Annotated in this window: 16 protein-coding genes; 2 read left to right on the forward strand and 14 right to left on the reverse strand. The window is 70.1% G+C overall.

Annotation, left to right across the window (positions count from 1 at the left end):
- The first annotated feature begins 21 nt into the window (after window positions 1-21).
- The gene (locus ABZ928_RS06455) at window positions 22-939 is read left to right on the forward strand and encodes an alpha/beta hydrolase fold domain-containing protein (RefSeq protein WP_361515383.1); all 918 of its coding nucleotides are present in this window, start codon (window positions 22-24) and stop codon (window positions 937-939) included.
- A gap of 55 nt (window positions 940-994) precedes the next feature.
- Here the strand turns inward: ABZ928_RS06455 and ABZ928_RS06460 are convergent, their stop codons facing one another.
- The 5 genes from ABZ928_RS06460 to ABZ928_RS06480 all read right to left on the reverse strand — a co-directional run bounded on the left by ABZ928_RS06460 (window position 995) and on the right by ABZ928_RS06480 (window position 7454).
- A complete protein-coding gene (locus tag ABZ928_RS06460) occupies window positions 995-2053 on the reverse strand; it encodes an Ldh family oxidoreductase (protein ID WP_361515385.1) in 1059 nt (352 codons plus the stop codon).
- 14 nt (window positions 2054-2067) lie between these two features.
- Complete coding sequence (locus tag ABZ928_RS06465; protein WP_361515387.1) at window positions 2068-3777, reverse strand: thiamine pyrophosphate-dependent enzyme; 1710 nt, start codon at window positions 3775-3777, stop codon at window positions 2068-2070.
- A gap of 13 nt (window positions 3778-3790) precedes the next feature.
- On the reverse strand, window positions 3791-4651 hold the full coding sequence (locus tag ABZ928_RS06470; protein ID WP_361515389.1) for an amidohydrolase family protein: 861 nt from the start codon (window positions 4649-4651) through the stop codon (window positions 3791-3793).
- Window positions 4652-4786: 135 nt separating this feature from the next.
- Window positions 4787-5995: an L-2-hydroxyglutarate oxidase gene (lhgO, locus tag ABZ928_RS06475; protein ID WP_361515391.1), complete on the reverse strand. Its 1209-nt coding sequence runs from the start codon at window positions 5993-5995 to the stop codon at window positions 4787-4789.
- A complete protein-coding gene (locus ABZ928_RS06480; RefSeq protein WP_361515392.1) occupies window positions 5988-7454 on the reverse strand; it encodes an aldehyde dehydrogenase family protein in 1467 nt (488 codons plus the stop codon). Before ABZ928_RS06480 ends, lhgO begins: the two co-directional genes overlap by 8 nt.
- A 136-nt stretch (window positions 7455-7590) precedes the next feature.
- Here ABZ928_RS06480 and ABZ928_RS06485 point away from each other — a divergent pair, with 136 nt between their 5' ends.
- A complete protein-coding gene (locus tag ABZ928_RS06485; RefSeq protein WP_361515394.1) occupies window positions 7591-7878 on the forward strand; it encodes a putative quinol monooxygenase in 288 nt (95 codons plus the stop codon).
- A 43-nt stretch (window positions 7879-7921) separates the two neighbouring features.
- Here the strand turns inward: ABZ928_RS06485 and ABZ928_RS06490 are convergent, their stop codons facing one another.
- From ABZ928_RS06490 to ABZ928_RS06530, 9 genes are all read right to left on the reverse strand, one after another.
- The gene (locus ABZ928_RS06490; RefSeq protein ID WP_361515396.1) at window positions 7922-8908 is read right to left on the reverse strand and encodes a methionine synthase II (cobalamin-independent)-like protein; all 987 of its coding nucleotides are present in this window, start codon (window positions 8906-8908) and stop codon (window positions 7922-7924) included.
- Between the two features lie 3 nt (window positions 8909-8911).
- The gene (locus tag ABZ928_RS06495) at window positions 8912-9388 is read right to left on the reverse strand and encodes a heme-binding protein (RefSeq protein WP_361515398.1); all 477 of its coding nucleotides are present in this window, start codon (window positions 9386-9388) and stop codon (window positions 8912-8914) included.
- Complete coding sequence (locus ABZ928_RS06500; RefSeq protein WP_361515399.1) at window positions 9385-10170, reverse strand: alpha/beta hydrolase; 786 nt, start codon at window positions 10168-10170, stop codon at window positions 9385-9387. Before ABZ928_RS06500 ends, ABZ928_RS06495 begins: the two co-directional genes overlap by 4 nt.
- A gap of 26 nt (window positions 10171-10196) precedes the next feature.
- Window positions 10197-10568 carry a VOC family protein gene (locus tag ABZ928_RS06505; RefSeq protein WP_361515401.1) on the reverse strand — a complete coding sequence of 124 codons (372 nt, stop codon included), beginning with the start codon at window positions 10566-10568 and terminating at the stop codon, window positions 10197-10199.
- Window positions 10565-11335, reverse strand: coding sequence for a fumarylacetoacetate hydrolase family protein (locus tag ABZ928_RS06510; protein WP_361515403.1), 771 nt, complete (start codon window positions 11333-11335; stop codon window positions 10565-10567). The genes ABZ928_RS06505 and ABZ928_RS06510 overlap by 4 nt, the downstream gene beginning before the upstream one ends.
- A complete protein-coding gene (locus ABZ928_RS06515; protein WP_361515404.1) occupies window positions 11332-12780 on the reverse strand; it encodes an NAD-dependent succinate-semialdehyde dehydrogenase in 1449 nt (482 codons plus the stop codon). Before ABZ928_RS06515 ends, ABZ928_RS06510 begins: the two co-directional genes overlap by 4 nt.
- 14 nt (window positions 12781-12794) lie before the next feature.
- Window positions 12795-13706, reverse strand: a complete 912-nt coding sequence (locus ABZ928_RS06520; protein ID WP_361515406.1) for a VOC family protein — start codon at window positions 13704-13706, stop codon at window positions 12795-12797.
- Window positions 13707-13817: 111 nt separating this feature from the next.
- Window positions 13818-14729, reverse strand: coding sequence for a LysR family transcriptional regulator (locus ABZ928_RS06525; protein WP_361515407.1), 912 nt, complete (start codon window positions 14727-14729; stop codon window positions 13818-13820).
- A 50-nt stretch (window positions 14730-14779) separates the two neighbouring features.
- Window positions 14780-15733 carry a sugar ABC transporter substrate-binding protein gene (locus ABZ928_RS06530; RefSeq protein WP_361515409.1) on the reverse strand — a complete coding sequence of 318 codons (954 nt, stop codon included), beginning with the start codon at window positions 15731-15733 and terminating at the stop codon, window positions 14780-14782.
- Window positions 15734-15759 lie beyond the last annotated feature (26 nt).

Here is a 15759-nt window from a genome sequence, read left to right on the forward strand (position 1 = left end):
AAATCAATTAACTTCAGCGGCATGCCCCTCCTGGCCCGACCTCCCATCGCCTCCTTCGTGGCCAAGGCGATGCAGCGCGCAACCCGGCTGGCCGCCCGGCGCACCGACGCCGGGCCGCACGCGCGTTTCCCCGAATATCCGCGCACGGTACGGGAGTTGACGATCCCGACCTCGGTCGCCCCGGCCCGCGCCACGGTCTATCTGCCCGCCGGTGCCGACGGCACGGCCCCGCCCGTGCACGTCAACTTCCACGGCGGCGGATACGTGATGACGCTGACCGAGCTGGACGACCCGCTGTGCCGGTACCTCGCTGCCGAGGCCGGCGTGGTCGTGATCAACGTGGACTACGTCGTCGCCCCGCAGCACCCGTTCCCGGCCCCGCCCCTCCAGGCGTACGAGGTGGTCCGCTGGGTCGCCGCCAACGGCACGGAGCAGGGCTGGGACGGCGGCCGGCTCACCGTGGGCGGGCAGAGCGCGGGCGGCGGGCTCGCGGCGGCGGTGGCCCGGCAGGCGCTGGAGGAGGCCGGGCCGGAGATCGCCCTCCAGGTCCTGCACTATCCCCCGCTCGACCTGGCGACGGGCATCCGGGGGAAGCGGGCGGCGATCGCCAAGCCGATGCTGCGGCCCTGGATGGGGGACGTCTTCGACACGTCGTACATCCCCGACGTACGCCTGCGCCGCGACCGGCTGGCCTCCCCCGCGCACCCGTCGGACACCGCCGACCTGAAGGGCATCGCCCCGGCGCTGGTGATCACGGCCGAGTACGACATCCTCAAGGCCGAGGCGCAGAGCTACGCCGACCGGCTGCGGACGGCTGGCGCGCTGGTGGGCCACCATGACGTGGCGGGCGCCGACCACGGCTACGACGGCACGGACGAGGCGAAGGCGCGGGAGACGTACGCGCTGATCGCCCGCCACCTCCGGGAAGCCGTCGGCTGAGAACGACAGCGGTCGCCAGCCGTCCCCCGGAACGACTGGCGACCCATGACGCGAACTACGCGACCGTCGGCGGAGCGACCCCCAGCTTGGCCGCGCTCTCGGTCAGTTCACGCCACACCTTCGGCGCGACCGGCACCCCCCGCTCGCCCCGCTGGGCGGCCACGGCGGCGCTGCGCTCGCCCGGGTAGAACACGCCCTCGGCACCGTCCGCGGCGGGGAGGCCCTTCAGGGTGCCGAGGGTGCTGTCGACGGCCGCGGTGAAGGCGTCCGCGTCACCGAAGGCCGCCGGGTCGATGGCGATGAGCAGGGCGTTCTGGCGGTGCCTGCGGCCCTGCGGATCGTCTGAGTGGAACGACGCGAAGATCGGCGCCCCGACGAGGACGCTGGTCAGCAGCTCGAAGGCGAGGGACATCCCCGACCCCTTCGCCCCGCCCAGCGGCAGCGGCATGACCGCCTTCTCCGGGTCGGTGGTCGGGGTGCCGTCCTCGGTGGCCGCGGCGTTCTCGGGCAGCGGGCTACCGCTCGCCTTCGCCTGGCGGATCTTGCCGAGCGCGATGGTCGCGGTCGCCATGTCGAGGAGCAGCGGGTCCCGTTCGGCGGCCGGTACGGCGATCGCAAGGGGGCTGGTCGCGACGGCGGCGCCCTTGACGCCGGTGTAGCCCATGTTGGGCATCCCGGCGACGAACCCGAGCCCGACCAGCCCCTGTTCGGCGATCTTCGACACGTAGTAGCCGATCGCGCCGGTGTGCACGGTCCGCCGTACACCGACGGAGGCGATACCGGTCGTACGGGCCCGTCGTACGGCCTCGTCGGCGGCGGCGCTCAGCGCGACGGGGCCGGGAGCGCGGTCGGCGTCCAAAACAGCTGCCGCCGGGGTGGTCGACTCGACCTTGATCTCGGGGTTCGCGTTGGCGACCCCCTTGGCGAGCAGCTCCAGATAGGCCGGAACACGCGCGATGCCGTGCGAGTCGACGCCGCGCAGGGCGGCCCAGACAAACACATCGGCGGTGGTCCGGGCATGCTCGGGGCTCAGGCCGCCCTTCTCCAGGAGGGCGGCGGCGAAGGTGCGCAGGTCGTCGGCGGGGACCAGGACCTTCGAAGGTGCGTGGGACATGGGGGTCTCCTGGATCAACGGGTGACGAGGACGTCGACGACAGCGGTGGTGCCCTCGGCCACGGCCTTGAGGGCGCGCTCCAGCGCCGGTACAAGAGCGTCGACCGTGTCGACGGTCTCGGTGTGCATGCCGAACGGCTCGGCGAAGGCTGCCAGTCGGGGCAGGCGATGGAGGTCGGTGCCGAGCCACTCCCCCGTCTCGGCGGCGGCGCCCTCGGGGTAGAAGCGACGGTGGTTGAGGTTCATCGACTTGTAGACGCGGTTGTTGAACACCACGATCAGCACCGGGAGTTCGTACGCCTTGGACGCGTCGTACGACGGGATGACCGGGTTGTACGCGAAGGCGCCGTCGCCGATCGTGAGCACCACCGGCCGTTCCCGCGCGGCGAGTTTGACGCCGAGCGCGACGGCGATGCCCTGGCCGAGGCCGCCCTGGACGTAGAAGTACGAGTCGGGGGCGTCGGTCCGGACGTGCCGCTTCACGGTCCGGCTGTGTGTGATGGTCTCGTCGACGACGATGGCGTCCTGGCCGTCGAGCAGCCTGCGCAGGCTCGCGGCGACCAGCACCGGGTCGATGCCCTGGGCGCCGGTGGCCTTCGACTCGGCGGCGGCGAGGGCGGCTTGCTCGGTGGCGTGCCGCTCGTCCTGGGCCGCCCGGCGGAGAGCCACCGCCCCCTCGTCGAGGTCCTTCGCCCGCTTGGCCAGCTGGCGCAGGGTGTTGGCGACGTTGCCCTCCAAGTACCGGTCCGCGAAGAGGACTTGGTAGACGACGTGCGGCCGCTGCGGCACCTCGTCGATCACGACGATCCGGGCCTTCGAGGGCTTCCGCGACGGCGGATAGAAGGGCGCCCGGCAGTTGACCAGAAGAATCAGGTCCGCCTCGTCCATCCACGGGCCGATGTCGCTGCCGGCGTGCAGCGGATGGGTGCGCGGGAAGTTGCCGCAGACCGCCGAGTCGGGCTCGACGACGGGAATGTTCCAGGCCTCGGCGAAGGCGACGAGCGCCTCGAAGCCGCCGGCCTCACGACCGGCCGTCTCCGTGACGATCACGGGATTGCGGGCCTCCCTGATCAACTGCGCGACCGGGTCGACCTCTTCGGGCGAGCTGTGCGTGGAGCCGGGCGCCACGATCGGCTTGGCCTCACGGCCGTCCCAGTCCTCAAGCAGGATCTCCAGCGGGATGTTGAGGTACGCCGGTCCCGCCGGGGCCCGCCAGGCGAGTTCCGCCGCCCGGGCCACCATCGTCGGCAGGGTGTGGACACTGGCGGCCTCGTTGGACCACTTGGTGAAGGGCTGGGCGATCTGGTGCGGCCCGCCCACGATCGAGAGGTTGCGGTACCACTGGCCGCCCGGGTCCTGCCCGGGGCCGTCGCCGTACGTGGTCGACTCCGAGGAGCTGACCACCATCGGGACGCCCGCGAGGAGCGCGCCGTGGACGGCCATCGAGCCCTGGAGCAGTCCGGGGGCCGCGTGCAGGAGCACACCCTGGGGGCGGCGCTTGACCAGGCCGTATCCGGTGGCCATGCCGACCGCGACCGTCTCGTGGGTCAGGTCCAGGTACCCGGGGCAGGGCAGTCCGTCGCGGTGGCGGCGGGCCAGGGACTCCCACACCGGGGCCCACTCGGACCCCGACGAGCAGAACAGGTAGTCGGCGCCGACGGCGTTGAAGGCCGTCACGAGAGCGTCTCCGCCGTCGGCGCCCGGTGCGTTGGGGGTGTCGTTCATCTCTCGTGGTCCCTCAGCCCTCGATCGGCCAGTTCAGGACCTCGGAGATACCGCGGCCCATGATCCATTCAAGCTCCTCGGGCGTGAAGTCCCAGTGCTTGGTGAACTGCTCGATCGTGTCGGTGTAGGTGATGCCGTGACCGAGGAGACGCGTGATGTCGGTGCCGTAGAAGCAGCGCTGCGGGCCCATCTTGTCGACCATCTCGCGCACGTACTTCTGGATGTTGTTGTTCGGGAAGGGCTGGGTCGAGTAACCCGGCAGCGCCGACACCTTGACGTAGATATTGGGGTGGACGGCCAGGTCGGCGGTCTCCTGGACCCAGTAGCCGATCGCGTCGTCCACGCAGCGGGCCATGATGCCCATGTGGTCGATGATGATCTTCAGCCCGGGGTGCTTGGCGGCGATCTCGCCGAGCTCGCGCTTCCAGATCGGGGCGTGGACCATGGTGGGGATGCCGAGTTCCTCGGCGATCGGCCAGTACCAGTCGTTGGTGCCGTCGATCATCCAGTTGCGGTCCTGCGGCCGGTGGAAGGTCAGGCGCGTGCCCTTCACATGCGGGTTCTGCGCGAAGTCCGTCAGCATTGCCTTGCCCTCTTCGGGCTTGTTCTGCGGAACCCGGGCCATGATCCCGAAGCGGTCCGGGTGCGCCTCGCACGCCTCCAGGGCGTAGTCGATGCGGTCGCCCTCCCAGGACGGCGGCAGGATCAGCGCACGGTTCACGCCGGCCTCGTCCATCAGCTCCAGCGCCTCCTCGTAGGAGAAGGGGTCCTCGCGGTGGCCGTTGAGGCGGATGCGCTCCCGCGCGCCGGGGACCCAGGGGCGGTCCGCGGACTCTTCCAGCCAGATGTGGATCTGTGTGTCGACAACGAACATCGTTCGGCTCTTTCTCTTCGAAGGAGGGGGTGACGCTGTGGTGCGGGTGGAACGCTAGGCGGGTTCCGAGGCCTTGCGGAGCCCCTGGGAGCGCAAGCACTTGTTGCGTTCAAGTGCCCTCTCAGCAGGGCACTTTCAGGTTGCGGAAGACTCATGGAAGACGGCCTCCACGATGTGTTCCGCGATCGCCATGGAGGCCGTGGCGGCGGGCGAGGGCGCGTTGCGTACGGCGGTGATCCGGCCGGAGCCATGGATGCGGAAGTCGTCGACGAGCGTGCCGTCGCGGTCCAGCGCCTGGGCGCGGACGCCCGCTCCGCCCCGTACGACGTCCTTGACGCCCACGCCAGGGACGTAGAGCTTCGCGTCCTTCATGAAGGCCGCCGCGGACAGCGCGCCGCGGTACTCCTTGATGCCGGTACGCCAGTGCTGGGCCGCCATCCGCCAGGTGCCGGGGTAGGCGGCGATGCCGAGGAGGTCCTTCGGGGAGATCTTCCCGAGGGTGTAGCCCTCCCTGGCCAGCGCCAGGACGGCGTTCGGACCGACTTCCACCGTGCCGTCGACTCGTGGGGTGAAGTGCACGCCCAGGAAGGGATAGCGCGGGTCCGGGACCGGGTAGACGAGGCCGCGGACGAGGTGCGTGCGGTCCGGCCTGAGGAGCATGTACTCGCCCCGGAACGGGACGATCTTCGGTTCCCGCTGGTCCTGCGCGAGCTTGGCGACGGCGTCCGACTGGAGGCCCGCACAGAGGATCAGCCGGTCGAGCTTGATCCGCTCCTGACCGGAGGCGACCTCGATGCCGCCCGGCACTTGGGTGATCGAGGTGACCGGGAAGCCGAGCCTCACCTCGCCGCCGGAGGCCGCGATGTCCGAGGCGAACTCCCGCGCTATCGCCCTGTAGTCGGTGATGGCGGTGCGGGGTGAGTGCAGGGCCGCGATGCCGCCGGCGTGGGGCTCGATCTCCTTGATCTCGTCCCGGGAGACCTTGCGGAGGTCGGGCACATGGTTGTTCTTCGCCCGCTCGTAGAGGTTCTCCATGCGGCCGAGTTCGTCCTCGCGTACGGCCATGACGAGCTTGCCGATCTCGTCGTACGGGAGTGAGCGTTCCTGGCAGTACTCGCGGAGGAGGCCTACGCCCCGTACGCACAGGTCGGCCTTGAGGCTGCCGGGGGCGTAGTAGATGCCGGCGTGCACGACGCCCGAGTTGTGGCCGGTCTGGTGGACGGCGACGTCCTGTTCCTTCTCCAGGACCACGACCCGGGTGCCGGGGCGGCGCAGGGCGATCTCCCGGCCGGTCGCGAGACCGACGATGCCCGCGCCGACGATGCCGATGGTCTCGTCAGCCACGGGCCCGCTCCGGGGCGCCGATGTTGATCGCCACCGTCTTGACGCGGGTGGAGAAGCGGAGCACCTCTTCGCCCTGCTCCTTGTACGCCGTCCCGGAGTCGCGGAAGCCGCCGAAGGGCAGGTGGACGTCCCAGCCGGGGGTGGTCGTGTTGACGGCGATCTGGCCGCACTCGGCCTCGTCGGCGAAGCGGTAGGCGTTGCCGAGGTCGCGGGTGAAGACGGCGGCGGCGAGGCCGAAGTCGGAGTCATTGACGGCGTCGACGGCCGCGTCGAAGTCGTCGACCGCGCGGACCACGACGACCGGGCCGAAGACCTCCTCGCGCCAGATCGCCGTCTCGGGGGTGACGTCCGCGAGGACGGTCGGCAGGACGTAGCAGCCGTGTGCGTGGTCGCCCTCGGTGTCGGCCCTGCCGCCGGTGAGGACGACCGCGCCCTGTTCGACGGCCTTCGCGAGATCGGCGAGGACGCTGTCGCGCTGTTTGGGGCTCGACAGGGGGCACAGGGTGGTCGACGGGTCGGAACCGGGGCCGACCTTCAGCTTCTCGGCCTCCAGGACCAGCAGACGGGTGAACTCCTCGTACACCGGCTGCTCGACGATGACCCGGCTGGTCGCGGTGCAGCGCTGCCCTGCCTGGCCGAAGGAGGCGGCGACGACGGCCCTGGCGGCGGTCGGCAGGTCGGCGTCCTTCAGGACCACGGAGGCGTTCTTGCCGCCGAGTTCGCCCTGGAAGCGGACGTTGCGGTCGGCGAGGCGGCGGCGGATGCGGTTGCCCACGGCGTTGGAGCCGGTGAAGGTGATGCCGGTGATCCGGGGGTCGTCGAGGAGGGCTTCCTCCAGCTCCGAGGTGCGGCCCGTGACGACGTTCAGGACACCGGCCGGCAGGCCCGCGTCGTGCAGGGCGCGGGCGAAGTGCAGGCCGGAGAGCGGGGTTTCGGTGGCCGGCTTGAAGACCGCCGTGTTGCCCGCCGCAAGGAGCGGGGCGAGCTTGCGGGCCGGGGTGATCAGCGGGTCGTTCCAGGGGCTGATCACCAGGATGACGCCGATGGGCTCGCGCTGGGTGTGGGTGCGGTGGTTCGGGCGTACGTCGTGCAGGAGGGTGCCGTAGCCCTGGCGGGCGAGACCGGCGTAGTACTCCAGGAAGTCGGCGGCCTTGAGCGTCTCGCCGGTCGCCTCGGCCAGAGTCTTGCCGTTCTCGGCGGTGACATCCGCGGCGATCTCCTCGACCCGGTCCCGGATCAGCCGGGCCGCGTCCGTGAGGATCCGCGCCCGCTCGAAGGGGCTGGTGCGCTTCCAGACGGCGAAGGCGCGCTCGGCGTGGTCGTAGGCGCGGGTGACGTCCTTGGCCGGGAGGGCGGGGACACGGGCGATCGGGGCACGGACGTCGGCCGGGTCGTGGACGTCGATCCACTCGCCGGTCGTCACCCACTCCCCGCCGGAGAGGGTTTCGAGAGTACGCATGCCGTTCACGACACCTCACTGTGCGTCGGTGGGACCAGCCCTGGGGCGGCAGACATTGGTTGCGCTCCGTGCGGGCCGCTGATCAGGGCATTCATGGTGGGATCGGCGGGCTGGACGAATCATGAGGAGAAGCCCGATGTCCTACGCCGTCATCGCCCGTTACCACTGCGACCCCGCCGACGAGGCGACCGTGCGGGGCGCGCTGCTGAAGGTGCGCGAGCACACGCGTGCGGAGCCCGCCAACCTGGCGTACGAGGTGCACGCGGAGGCCGGTGAGCCCGGGAGTTTCGTGCTGTACGAGCAGTACGCGGATCAGGCCGGCTTCGAGGCGCACAAGGTCGCCGATCACTTCAAGGAGTTGATCGTCGAGACGGTGTGGCCCCTGCTCACCGACCGGTCTGTGACGTTCGCCGAAGTGCTGTAAAGCGAGAGAGGCCGGGCAACTCCCTTGAGTTGCCCGGCACTTGTCAGAACTCGTTGCCCCATACGTACCGGGCGAGTGTCTCGACCAGGACCAGCTTCCTGCGCTGCTCCTCGGCGGTCAGCAGGGGGCTGTTCGCCACGTCCGCGAAGCCCCGCGACGGGGACAGGGCCGCGTCCTCCAGGTCCTTCAGTTCGCCCGCCGCGTCGATGCGGGCCAGGACCGTGTCCAGGTCCTCCAGTTCGGGCACCGTCGCGTCGACCACGCCCAGGCAGACGTCACGGTCCTCCGGGAGCGCCCTGACCAGGTCGAGTTCGGCCTCGGTGCCCTGGTCGAAGGGGAGGATCCAGCGGTCGGCCGGGATCTCGGCGTAGAGGTGTTCGGCCGCCGCGCGGTCCACCTCGGCGGGGGCCGCCCAGCCGGGGCAGACGCCGATGCGAACGCCCTCGGGGCGCTCGTCGAGGCGTACCGCCAGGGCGTCGACGGCGAGTGCGTCGTCGAAGGAGAGCGCGCCTCGGTCCCCGGCCAACTGGCCCAGCAGCAGCGGGTTGTTGAGCTGGATCAGGCGTACGCCCTTCGACACCAGCAGGGCGATCTCCGCCTGGATGATCTCGGCCAGCGCCTCGCCCAGCTCGCGGGCCGAGGACACCCCGAGGCCGGGCCGGTACGTCGTCGCCGCGAGGTAGGCCGGGGACGGCAGGGCCACCTTCGGGGCGATCACCGTCAGTTCGGCGAGCTTCGACGCCCAGTCCGCCACCAGGGGGCCGTTGGCCTTGGGGAGGGACTCCGCCACCCAGCGGACCAGGCCGTCGGGGCCCGTCTCGTCCGTACGCCGGAATCCAGACACTCCGTCAAGGACCGCGCTGCGGAAGTCCTCCCGGGGGAAGTCGCCGTCGGTGACAACGGTGGAGCGCAGTTTGCGCTGGAAGACCACCGCGTCCTGGACCGCCTGCTCCGCGCCGATCGTGTCGAGGTCGGTGGGGCGGACCAGGCTGCCGTGGTGGTCGATGCGGTAGTTGAAGGTGTCCGCCATGATTCACGCGTCCTTTCCGGCCGGGGCCGGCCGGCCCGCGACGCCCCAGGCGGCGAACTCCAGCTCGTAGCCGAGGGATTGGAGGACGTCCTCCGCGATCTGCTGGTCCTCGTCGGCCGTGCCGCCGGCGATGCCCAGGCCGCCGATGATCTCGCCGTCCTTCTTGATGGTGAGGCTGCCCTCGGTGGCCATGATCGGCATGGCGGCGCCCGGGAGTTGGGAGAGCTGGGAGAAGAAGACCGGCTGGCTCTCCTGCCACTTCTTCAGCATCGTGCCGGGGCGCTGCATGATCGCGGCGGTGTAGGCCTTGGCGCGGGCGATGTCCGGGGTGAGCGGGCGGGCGCCGTCGGGGCGGCGGATGGCGACGGGGAAGCCGCCGGCGTCCACCACGGCCACGCTCACCGCCTTGCCGATCGCCCGGGCGCGCTGGTGGGCGGCGTCGATGATCTCCTCGGCGGCGTCCAGGGTGAGGGTGGTCATGCGGCTTCCTTCGGGGTGGTGAGGGTGCGGCGCAGCTGGGCGACGGCCGCGTTGTACTCGGTCGGCGTCTCCCAGTACATGGAGTGCGGGGCGCCCTCGACGATCTCCAGGTGCGAGCCGGGCAGCAGTTCGTGGGCGCGGGTGACGGTCTTCACGCTCAGGACCGCGTCCTTCTCGCCGGCGAGGAAAGCGACCTTCACGCCCGAGGCCTGGATGTCGTCCAGGGAGGGCCCGTCGGTGTCGAGGTTGCGCAGGTCCTGCATCCTGGCGACGTTGAACGTGCCCATCTGCTGGAACAGGAAGGTGAGATCGGCGCGCTCCCGCTGGAACGGCTTGGTCAGCAGACGGTCGATGACCGGCAGCTTCACCGCCTCGGCGCGGTCGGCGGCCGCCAGTTCCTTCAGCTCCGGGTGGCTGATGCCGCCCAGGGAGTGGCCGAGGACGACCGAGGAGACCCGCTCGGGGCGCAGCAGTCCGGCGCGCAGGGCGGCGACGGAGCCGATGGACTGGCCGACGAGCATGACGTCGGTCAGGTCCTCCTGGTCCAGGACGGCGACGACGTCGCCGGGGAAGTCCTGACCATCGAACTCCAGCATCGAGGAGTCGGACTTCCCGAACCCGCGCAGATCAATGGTGACGACGGTGAACTCGTTCCGCAGCGCGGCGACTTGCTGCCACCACGCGGCGTGATGACCACCGCTGCCGTGCACGAACAGGATCGCCGGACCGCTGCCGTGGCGCTCGTAGTAGATGGAGGTGCCGTCGGAGTCGGCAATGGGCATGAGTGTGAACTCCCGTGCAGGCAGGGTCAGTTGGGGCGCTTGGCGTGGTACACGAGCTCGATCATGGTGTGGTCGGGGTCGTGGATGTAGCAGAACTTGGACTGGTTCTCGGGGCGCTGGATCGGGCGGGTGTGCCGGATGCCCAGCTCCTTGAGGTGGTCGAGGAACTCGTCCCAGTCGTCGACCTCGACGGCGAAGTGATAGGGCGCCATGCGCTCCATCTCCTCCACCGGAGTGAAGTGCAGATCGAAGGTGCCGCGGGTCATCAGCACCACGCGGGTGTTGGACTTGGGCATGATCCGCTTCATCCCGAAGACCTTGGCGTACCACTCGGCGGTCCGGTCGGGGTCGGTGGTGGGGAAGTTGACGTGGTGGATGTAGCGGGGTTCCGCGGTCATCGCTGATTCCCTTCGAGTTGTACGGAGTTGGAGAGCACGCCGATGCCGCTGATCTCGACGTCCACGGTGTCGCCCGGCTCCAGCCGGCAGGTGGACTCGGCGCCCATCCACAGCACGTCGCCGGGGTGGACGGTGACGTGCCTGGTCATCTCGACCAGGTAGTCGAAGGGGTCGAACACCATGTCGCCGGTGGGGAATTGAGACCGGACCGCGCCGTTGACCCATAGCGTCGTCGTCTGGGCGAGCGCGTCCACGTCGGTCTCGATCCAGGGGCCCATCGGCTTGAACGTGTCGCTGTTCTTGCTGCGCCAGAACGTGCGGTCGGCGTGCTGCCAGGCGCGGGCGCTGATGTCGTTGCCGATCGTCCAGCCGAAGACGGCCTCGCGTGCCTCGTCGTACGTCGCGTGCCGCAGCGTACGGCCGATGACGGCGACGAGTTCGGGCTCGGCCTCGAAGCGGCCCTCGACCTCGCGCGGCTTGACGATCGGTGAACGGTGGCCGGTCAGGGCGTTGTTGGCCCGGTAGCCGATCTCGGGGCGGTCGGGGGTCGCGGCGCCCGCGTGGGCGATGTGCCGGGGGTAGTTGAAGCCGACGGCGTAGAAGACGGGCGGGACGACGGGCGGCAGCCAGTGGGCTTCGGCGAGCGGCACGGTGCCGATGACGTCGTATGCGCCCTCCAGCGGGGAGCCGGACAGGAGGTCGACGTCCGACTCCCGCACCCGGCCCCACACCGGTCTGCCGCCGACCGAGACTCGCGCGTACCTCATGGCACCAGCAGGTGGGAGACGCGCTTGGTGACCAGGTAGGCGTCCAGGGCCTCCGGTCCGCCTTCGCGGCCGTAGCCGCTGTCCTTCACGCCGCCGGACGGGGCCTCGTGGACCGAGCCGCCGCAGTGGTTGATCGAGAGGATGCCGGCCTCCAGCGCGTCGGAGAGCTTCTCGGCGGTGGCGGAGGACCTGGTGAAGCCGTAGGCGGCGAGGCCGTAGGGCAGCGCGTTCGCGATCGCGAGGGCTTCGTCGAGGTCGGCGAAGGGCACGATGGGCGCGACCGGGGCGAACGGCTCCTCGTGCAGGATCTCCGCGTCCTCGGGGACGTCGGTCAGGACGGTCGGCGCGAAGAAGTAGCCGGCGCGGTCCAGCGGGGCGCCGCCGGTGCGGACCTTGGCGCCGCGCGCGACGGCGTCGGCGACGAGCCGCTCCAGTGCCTTGAGGCGGCGTTCGTTGGCGAGCGGGCCCATCGTCGTCCCCTCGGCCAGTCCGTCGCCCACGACGACTTCCTCGGTGGCCTTCACGAACTCGGCGGTGAACTCGTCCACCAGGCTCTCGTGGACCAGGAAGCGGCTCGGTGAGGTGCAGACCTGGCCGGCGTTGGCGAACTTCGCCTGGGCGGCCATGCGGGCGGCTTGTACGGGGTCGGCGTCGGCGCAGACGATCACCGGGGCGTGGCCGCCCAGCTCCATCAGGGAGGGCTTCATGACCTCGCCGGCCCGGGCGGCGAGGAGCTTGCCGACGGGGACCGAGCCGGTGAAGGCGATCAGGCGGGTGACCGGGGAGGCGATCAGGTGGGCGGAGACCTCTGCGGGCTCGCCGAAGACGAGGTTGAGGACTCCGGCGGGCAGGCCCGCGTCCTCGTAGCACTTGACCAGGGCGGCGGCGGTCGCCGGGGTCTCCTCCGAGCCCTTGATGATGATCGAGCAGCCCGCGGAGAGCGCCGAGGAGATCTTGCGGTTGGGGCCTCCGACGGGGAAGTTCCACGGGACGAAGGCGGCGACCGGGCCGATGGGCTCGCGTCGCACGGTCAGTACGGTCCCGGGTGCCGTGGGGATGATGCGGCCGTAGGCGCGGCGGGCGTCCTCGGCGTGCCAGCGCAGGGTCTCGGCGGTGCGGCGGGCCTCGCCGGTGGACTCCGCGAGGGGCTTGCCCTGCTCCAGGGTCATCACGCGGCCGATTTCCGGGGCGCGTTCGGCGATCAGGTCGGCTGCGGTGTGCAGGATCGCGGTGCGGCGGGCGATGGGCGTGGCGCGCCAGACGCGGAAGCCCTCCTCGGCGGCGGTGAGGGCGCGGTCCAGGTCGGTGGTGGTGGCGAGGGGTACGTCGCCGATCAACTCTTCGGTGGCCGGGTTGACGATCGGGGCGGTCTTGCCGGTTCCGCCGTGGCACCACTCGCCCGCGATGTACATGCGGACGGCGGGGTAGCCGTGGTCGGTGGTCATGGGTGGGTGCCCTCTCAAGAGGCTTCGTTGTCGCGGTTGGTGCGCAGGGCCCAGATGTGGTGGGGCGGGGTGGTCTCGTGGTGGCGGGTCTCGTAGCCGTCGTCGACCCGGTCCATGTCGGCGGCGTACTCGACGCGGCCGCCGCACGGGGCGTGCACGAAGCGGAAGACGTTGGAGCCGACGGTGTGGCGGCCGAGGCGGCGGGCCTCCCGCCAGCCCTTGTCGATCATGTAGTTGCCGCCCTCGATGACGTCGTCGAAGCCCGGCACCTCGTACGCGATGTGGTTGACGCCGGTCCGGTCGGGGCGGTGGCACAGGAGCATGGTGTGCTGGTCGTCGTCGCCGGGCGCCTGCATGAAGACGCCCATGGGTTCGACGACGTCGGTGGGGCGGAAGCCGAGGCGGTCGGTGTAGAAGGCGACGGCGTCCTGGCGGCCCTCCTTGCGGATGTTCAGGGCGACGTGGCACATGCGCAGCGGGCGGACCCGTTCGATCGGCGCCAGGGCGGTGTTCCAGCGGGTGACGCTGCCGAGCGCGTTGGCGGGGCGGGGGGTGACCGGGGCCGGCCTGGGGCGGGCGAGGGTCAGGCCGACGCCGAAGCCCGACTCGTCGACGGTGTGGTGGACGCCGTCGGCGCTGCGGCGGACCTCGCGGTCCTTGGCGACGGCGGCCACCAGCCGTTCCAGTTCCTGCGGGGTGTCGACGCCCCAGACGATCTCGCGCAGGGTGGGACCGCTCTCCACCGGGGGCGGCACATGCGGTCCTGGCTCGGTGTCGAGGTGGAGCGTCTGCCCGGTCAGGGTCTCGAACACGGCGTGCTCGTCGGTCCGCTCCACCAGGAACAGCCCGAAGTCGTCGAAGAAGCGGATGCATTCGTCGAGGTCTTCGATGCCGTAGGTGACCGATTCGATTCTCTGGATTCCCATGCATTCCTCGTTTCCGGGTCGCCTCGTGAGCGTAGATTTCGCCGGTGGGCAGCCTCAATGGGCCGAGACGCACGAGGTGCGCAATCGTTTCTTGCGGGGACGGCCGGGGAATTACGGCCGGATCGCCGGAATGGGGTTCTGTGAGAACCACTCGGCGAGGAAGTCCAGGAAGACGCTGACCTTGCGCGGGGTGTCGTGCCCGGGGCCGTAGATCGCGTACAGGGGGCGGTCGGGGACCGCGAGGTCCGGCAGCAGGACCTGGAGCGCGCCGGAGACGAGGTCGTCGTAGGCCGGGCGCTGGGGCAGCAGGGCGATGCCCCGGCCGTGCACGGCCGCCTTCTGGAGGGCGATGTAGGAGTTGGACGAGAACGCGATGTTGCGGATCTTGTGCAGGGTGCTCGCGTGTCCGTGGCCGATGCGCCAGACCGGGTCGTTCACATGGACCAGGCAGTCGTGGTTCGCGAGGTCGTTGGGGTGGGCGAGCCCGCCGTACCGCTCGATGTACGCCTCGGAGGCGCACAGGACGAACGGCAGCGAGGAGATCTTCTTGAGCCGGACGCTGGAGTCGCGCAGGTCCCGGGTGTGGAAGGCGACGTCGAATCCGCTGTCGAGGAAGTCGTAGGTCCGGTCGGACATTCCGCCGAGTTCGAAACGGACCTGGATTTTGGGGTGGGCCGCGGAAAAGGCGGCTATCGCCTCGCCGAGATCCAGGCTGCCTATCCATTTCGGGCAGATGACACTGAGGGTGCCCTCGGCCCGGTCGTGGAGATGGGCGATGCCGGCGTCCTCGGCCTCGATCTCCTCCAATATGCGGGCGGAGAATTCCGCGTACCGCTGCCCCGGCTCGGTGAGGCTCACCGAGCGGGCCGTGCGGTTGACGAGGCGTACTCCGACCTGCCGTTCCAGTTCGGCGACGTGCCGGGACACCAGCGAGCCGGAAGAGCCCAGCTTCTTGGCGGCACCACTGAAGCTGCCGACCTGTGCGACGGTGACGAAGCTGTGCATGAGGAGCAAGCGGTCCATTTTTCCTCCGGGGCCCTTCCGTTCGCGGCGTCGGGAACGGGGGGTTGTTCTTACTTGGGGCAGTACTGCGGCGCTTCGGTCACGTTGTCCTTGGTGACCAAGACAAGAGGAATGTTGGCAATCTTGTCAACCTTCTTGTCACCGAGAAGACCGACCGCGTTCCGCACCGCTGTCTGGCCAATGGTCAGCGCCGAATTGGCGACGGTGGCGGAAATCGTTCCCGCCTTCACGGCCGCGATCCCGTCCTCCGTGCCGTTGACGGTGACGATCTTGACGTCCTTGGCGCCCGCGGCGTCGAAGGCCTTGCGGACGGCGAAGGCCATCTCCTCGTTGGCGACGAAGGCGTAGTCGAGGTCGGGGTGGGCCTGGATCATGTTCTCGGCGACTTCCTGCGCCTTCGCCGGGTTGAACATGCCGGGCTGGTTGGCGACGACCTTCGCGGTGGCGGGCAGGGCGTCCTTGAACCCGCCGACCAGCAGCTCGGAGGCGGCCCCCGGGGCACCGGCGACGATGCCGACGTTCACGTCCTCGCCGGCGGCGTCCTGCTCGATCCAGCCCGCGTCCAGGGCTCCGACCTTCTTCAGGTTCACGACGGCGGCGCCGAGGATGTCGTCCACGTCGCTGGTGGACACCGAGGTCAGATAGATCGGGATGCCCGCGGCCTTGGCCTTGGCTATGTCGCCCTTGAGCGCGTCGACGTTGACCGTCTGCACGATGAGCGCGCTCACATTGCGGGAGATCATGTCCTCGATGTTGGACAGCTCGGTCCCGGCGTTCTGGTGGGAGTTGGCCGTGTAGACCTCGGCGCCCTCCGTCTTCGCCGTCTGCTGGACGGCCTTCTGCAGACATGAATGGAAGTGCGTGTCACCGCCGTTGACGAAACCGAGCGAGAGGTCTTTCGAGCTTCCGGTGCCCTCGCCGTCGCCTCCGCAGCCGCTCAGCACCAGCGTGCTGGTGGCGACCGCGGCGAACAGGGCCTGCCGGGAACGGGGGGTCAGTCTCATGGTGAAGCGCCTTTCTCTACAAGGGA

Origin of the sequence: Streptomyces sp. NPDC046909, from assembly GCF_040644695.1 — a bacterium.
Classification (GTDB): Bacteria; Actinomycetota; Actinomycetes; order Streptomycetales; family Streptomycetaceae; genus Streptomyces.

What these genes read in the sequence shown, in the direction of transcription:
- ABZ928_RS06455 (WP_361515383.1), top strand. Translation starts at nt 22, where the DNA reads ATGCCCCTCCTGGCCCGACCTCCCATCGCCTCCTTCGTGGCCAAGGCG.
- ABZ928_RS06460 (WP_361515385.1), bottom strand. Translation starts at nt 2,053, where the DNA reads ATGTCCCACGCACCTTCGAAGGTCCTGGTCCCCGCCGACGACCTGCGC.
- ABZ928_RS06465 (WP_361515387.1), bottom strand. Translation starts at nt 3,777, where the DNA reads ATGAACGACACCCCCAACGCACCGGGCGCCGACGGCGGAGACGCTCTC.
- ABZ928_RS06470 (WP_361515389.1), bottom strand. Translation starts at nt 4,651, where the DNA reads ATGTTCGTTGTCGACACACAGATCCACATCTGGCTGGAAGAGTCCGCG.
- ABZ928_RS06480 (WP_361515392.1), bottom strand. Translation starts at nt 7,454, where the DNA reads ATGCGTACTCTCGAAACCCTCTCCGGCGGGGAGTGGGTGACGACCGGC.
- ABZ928_RS06485 (WP_361515394.1), top strand. Translation starts at nt 7,591, where the DNA reads ATGTCCTACGCCGTCATCGCCCGTTACCACTGCGACCCCGCCGACGAG.
- ABZ928_RS06490 (WP_361515396.1), bottom strand. Translation starts at nt 8,908, where the DNA reads ATGGCGGACACCTTCAACTACCGCATCGACCACCACGGCAGCCTGGTC.
- ABZ928_RS06495 (WP_361515398.1), bottom strand. Translation starts at nt 9,388, where the DNA reads ATGACCACCCTCACCCTGGACGCCGCCGAGGAGATCATCGACGCCGCC.
- ABZ928_RS06500 (WP_361515399.1), bottom strand. Translation starts at nt 10,170, where the DNA reads ATGCCCATTGCCGACTCCGACGGCACCTCCATCTACTACGAGCGCCAC.
- ABZ928_RS06505 (WP_361515401.1), bottom strand. Translation starts at nt 10,568, where the DNA reads ATGACCGCGGAACCCCGCTACATCCACCACGTCAACTTCCCCACCACC.
- ABZ928_RS06510 (WP_361515403.1), bottom strand. Translation starts at nt 11,335, where the DNA reads ATGAGGTACGCGCGAGTCTCGGTCGGCGGCAGACCGGTGTGGGGCCGG.
- ABZ928_RS06515 (WP_361515404.1), bottom strand. Translation starts at nt 12,780, where the DNA reads ATGACCACCGACCACGGCTACCCCGCCGTCCGCATGTACATCGCGGGC.
- ABZ928_RS06520 (WP_361515406.1), bottom strand. Translation starts at nt 13,706, where the DNA reads ATGGGAATCCAGAGAATCGAATCGGTCACCTACGGCATCGAAGACCTC.
- ABZ928_RS06525 (WP_361515407.1), bottom strand. Translation starts at nt 14,729, where the DNA reads ATGGACCGCTTGCTCCTCATGCACAGCTTCGTCACCGTCGCACAGGTC.
- ABZ928_RS06530 (WP_361515409.1), bottom strand. Translation starts at nt 15,733, where the DNA reads ATGAGACTGACCCCCCGTTCCCGGCAGGCCCTGTTCGCCGCGGTCGCC.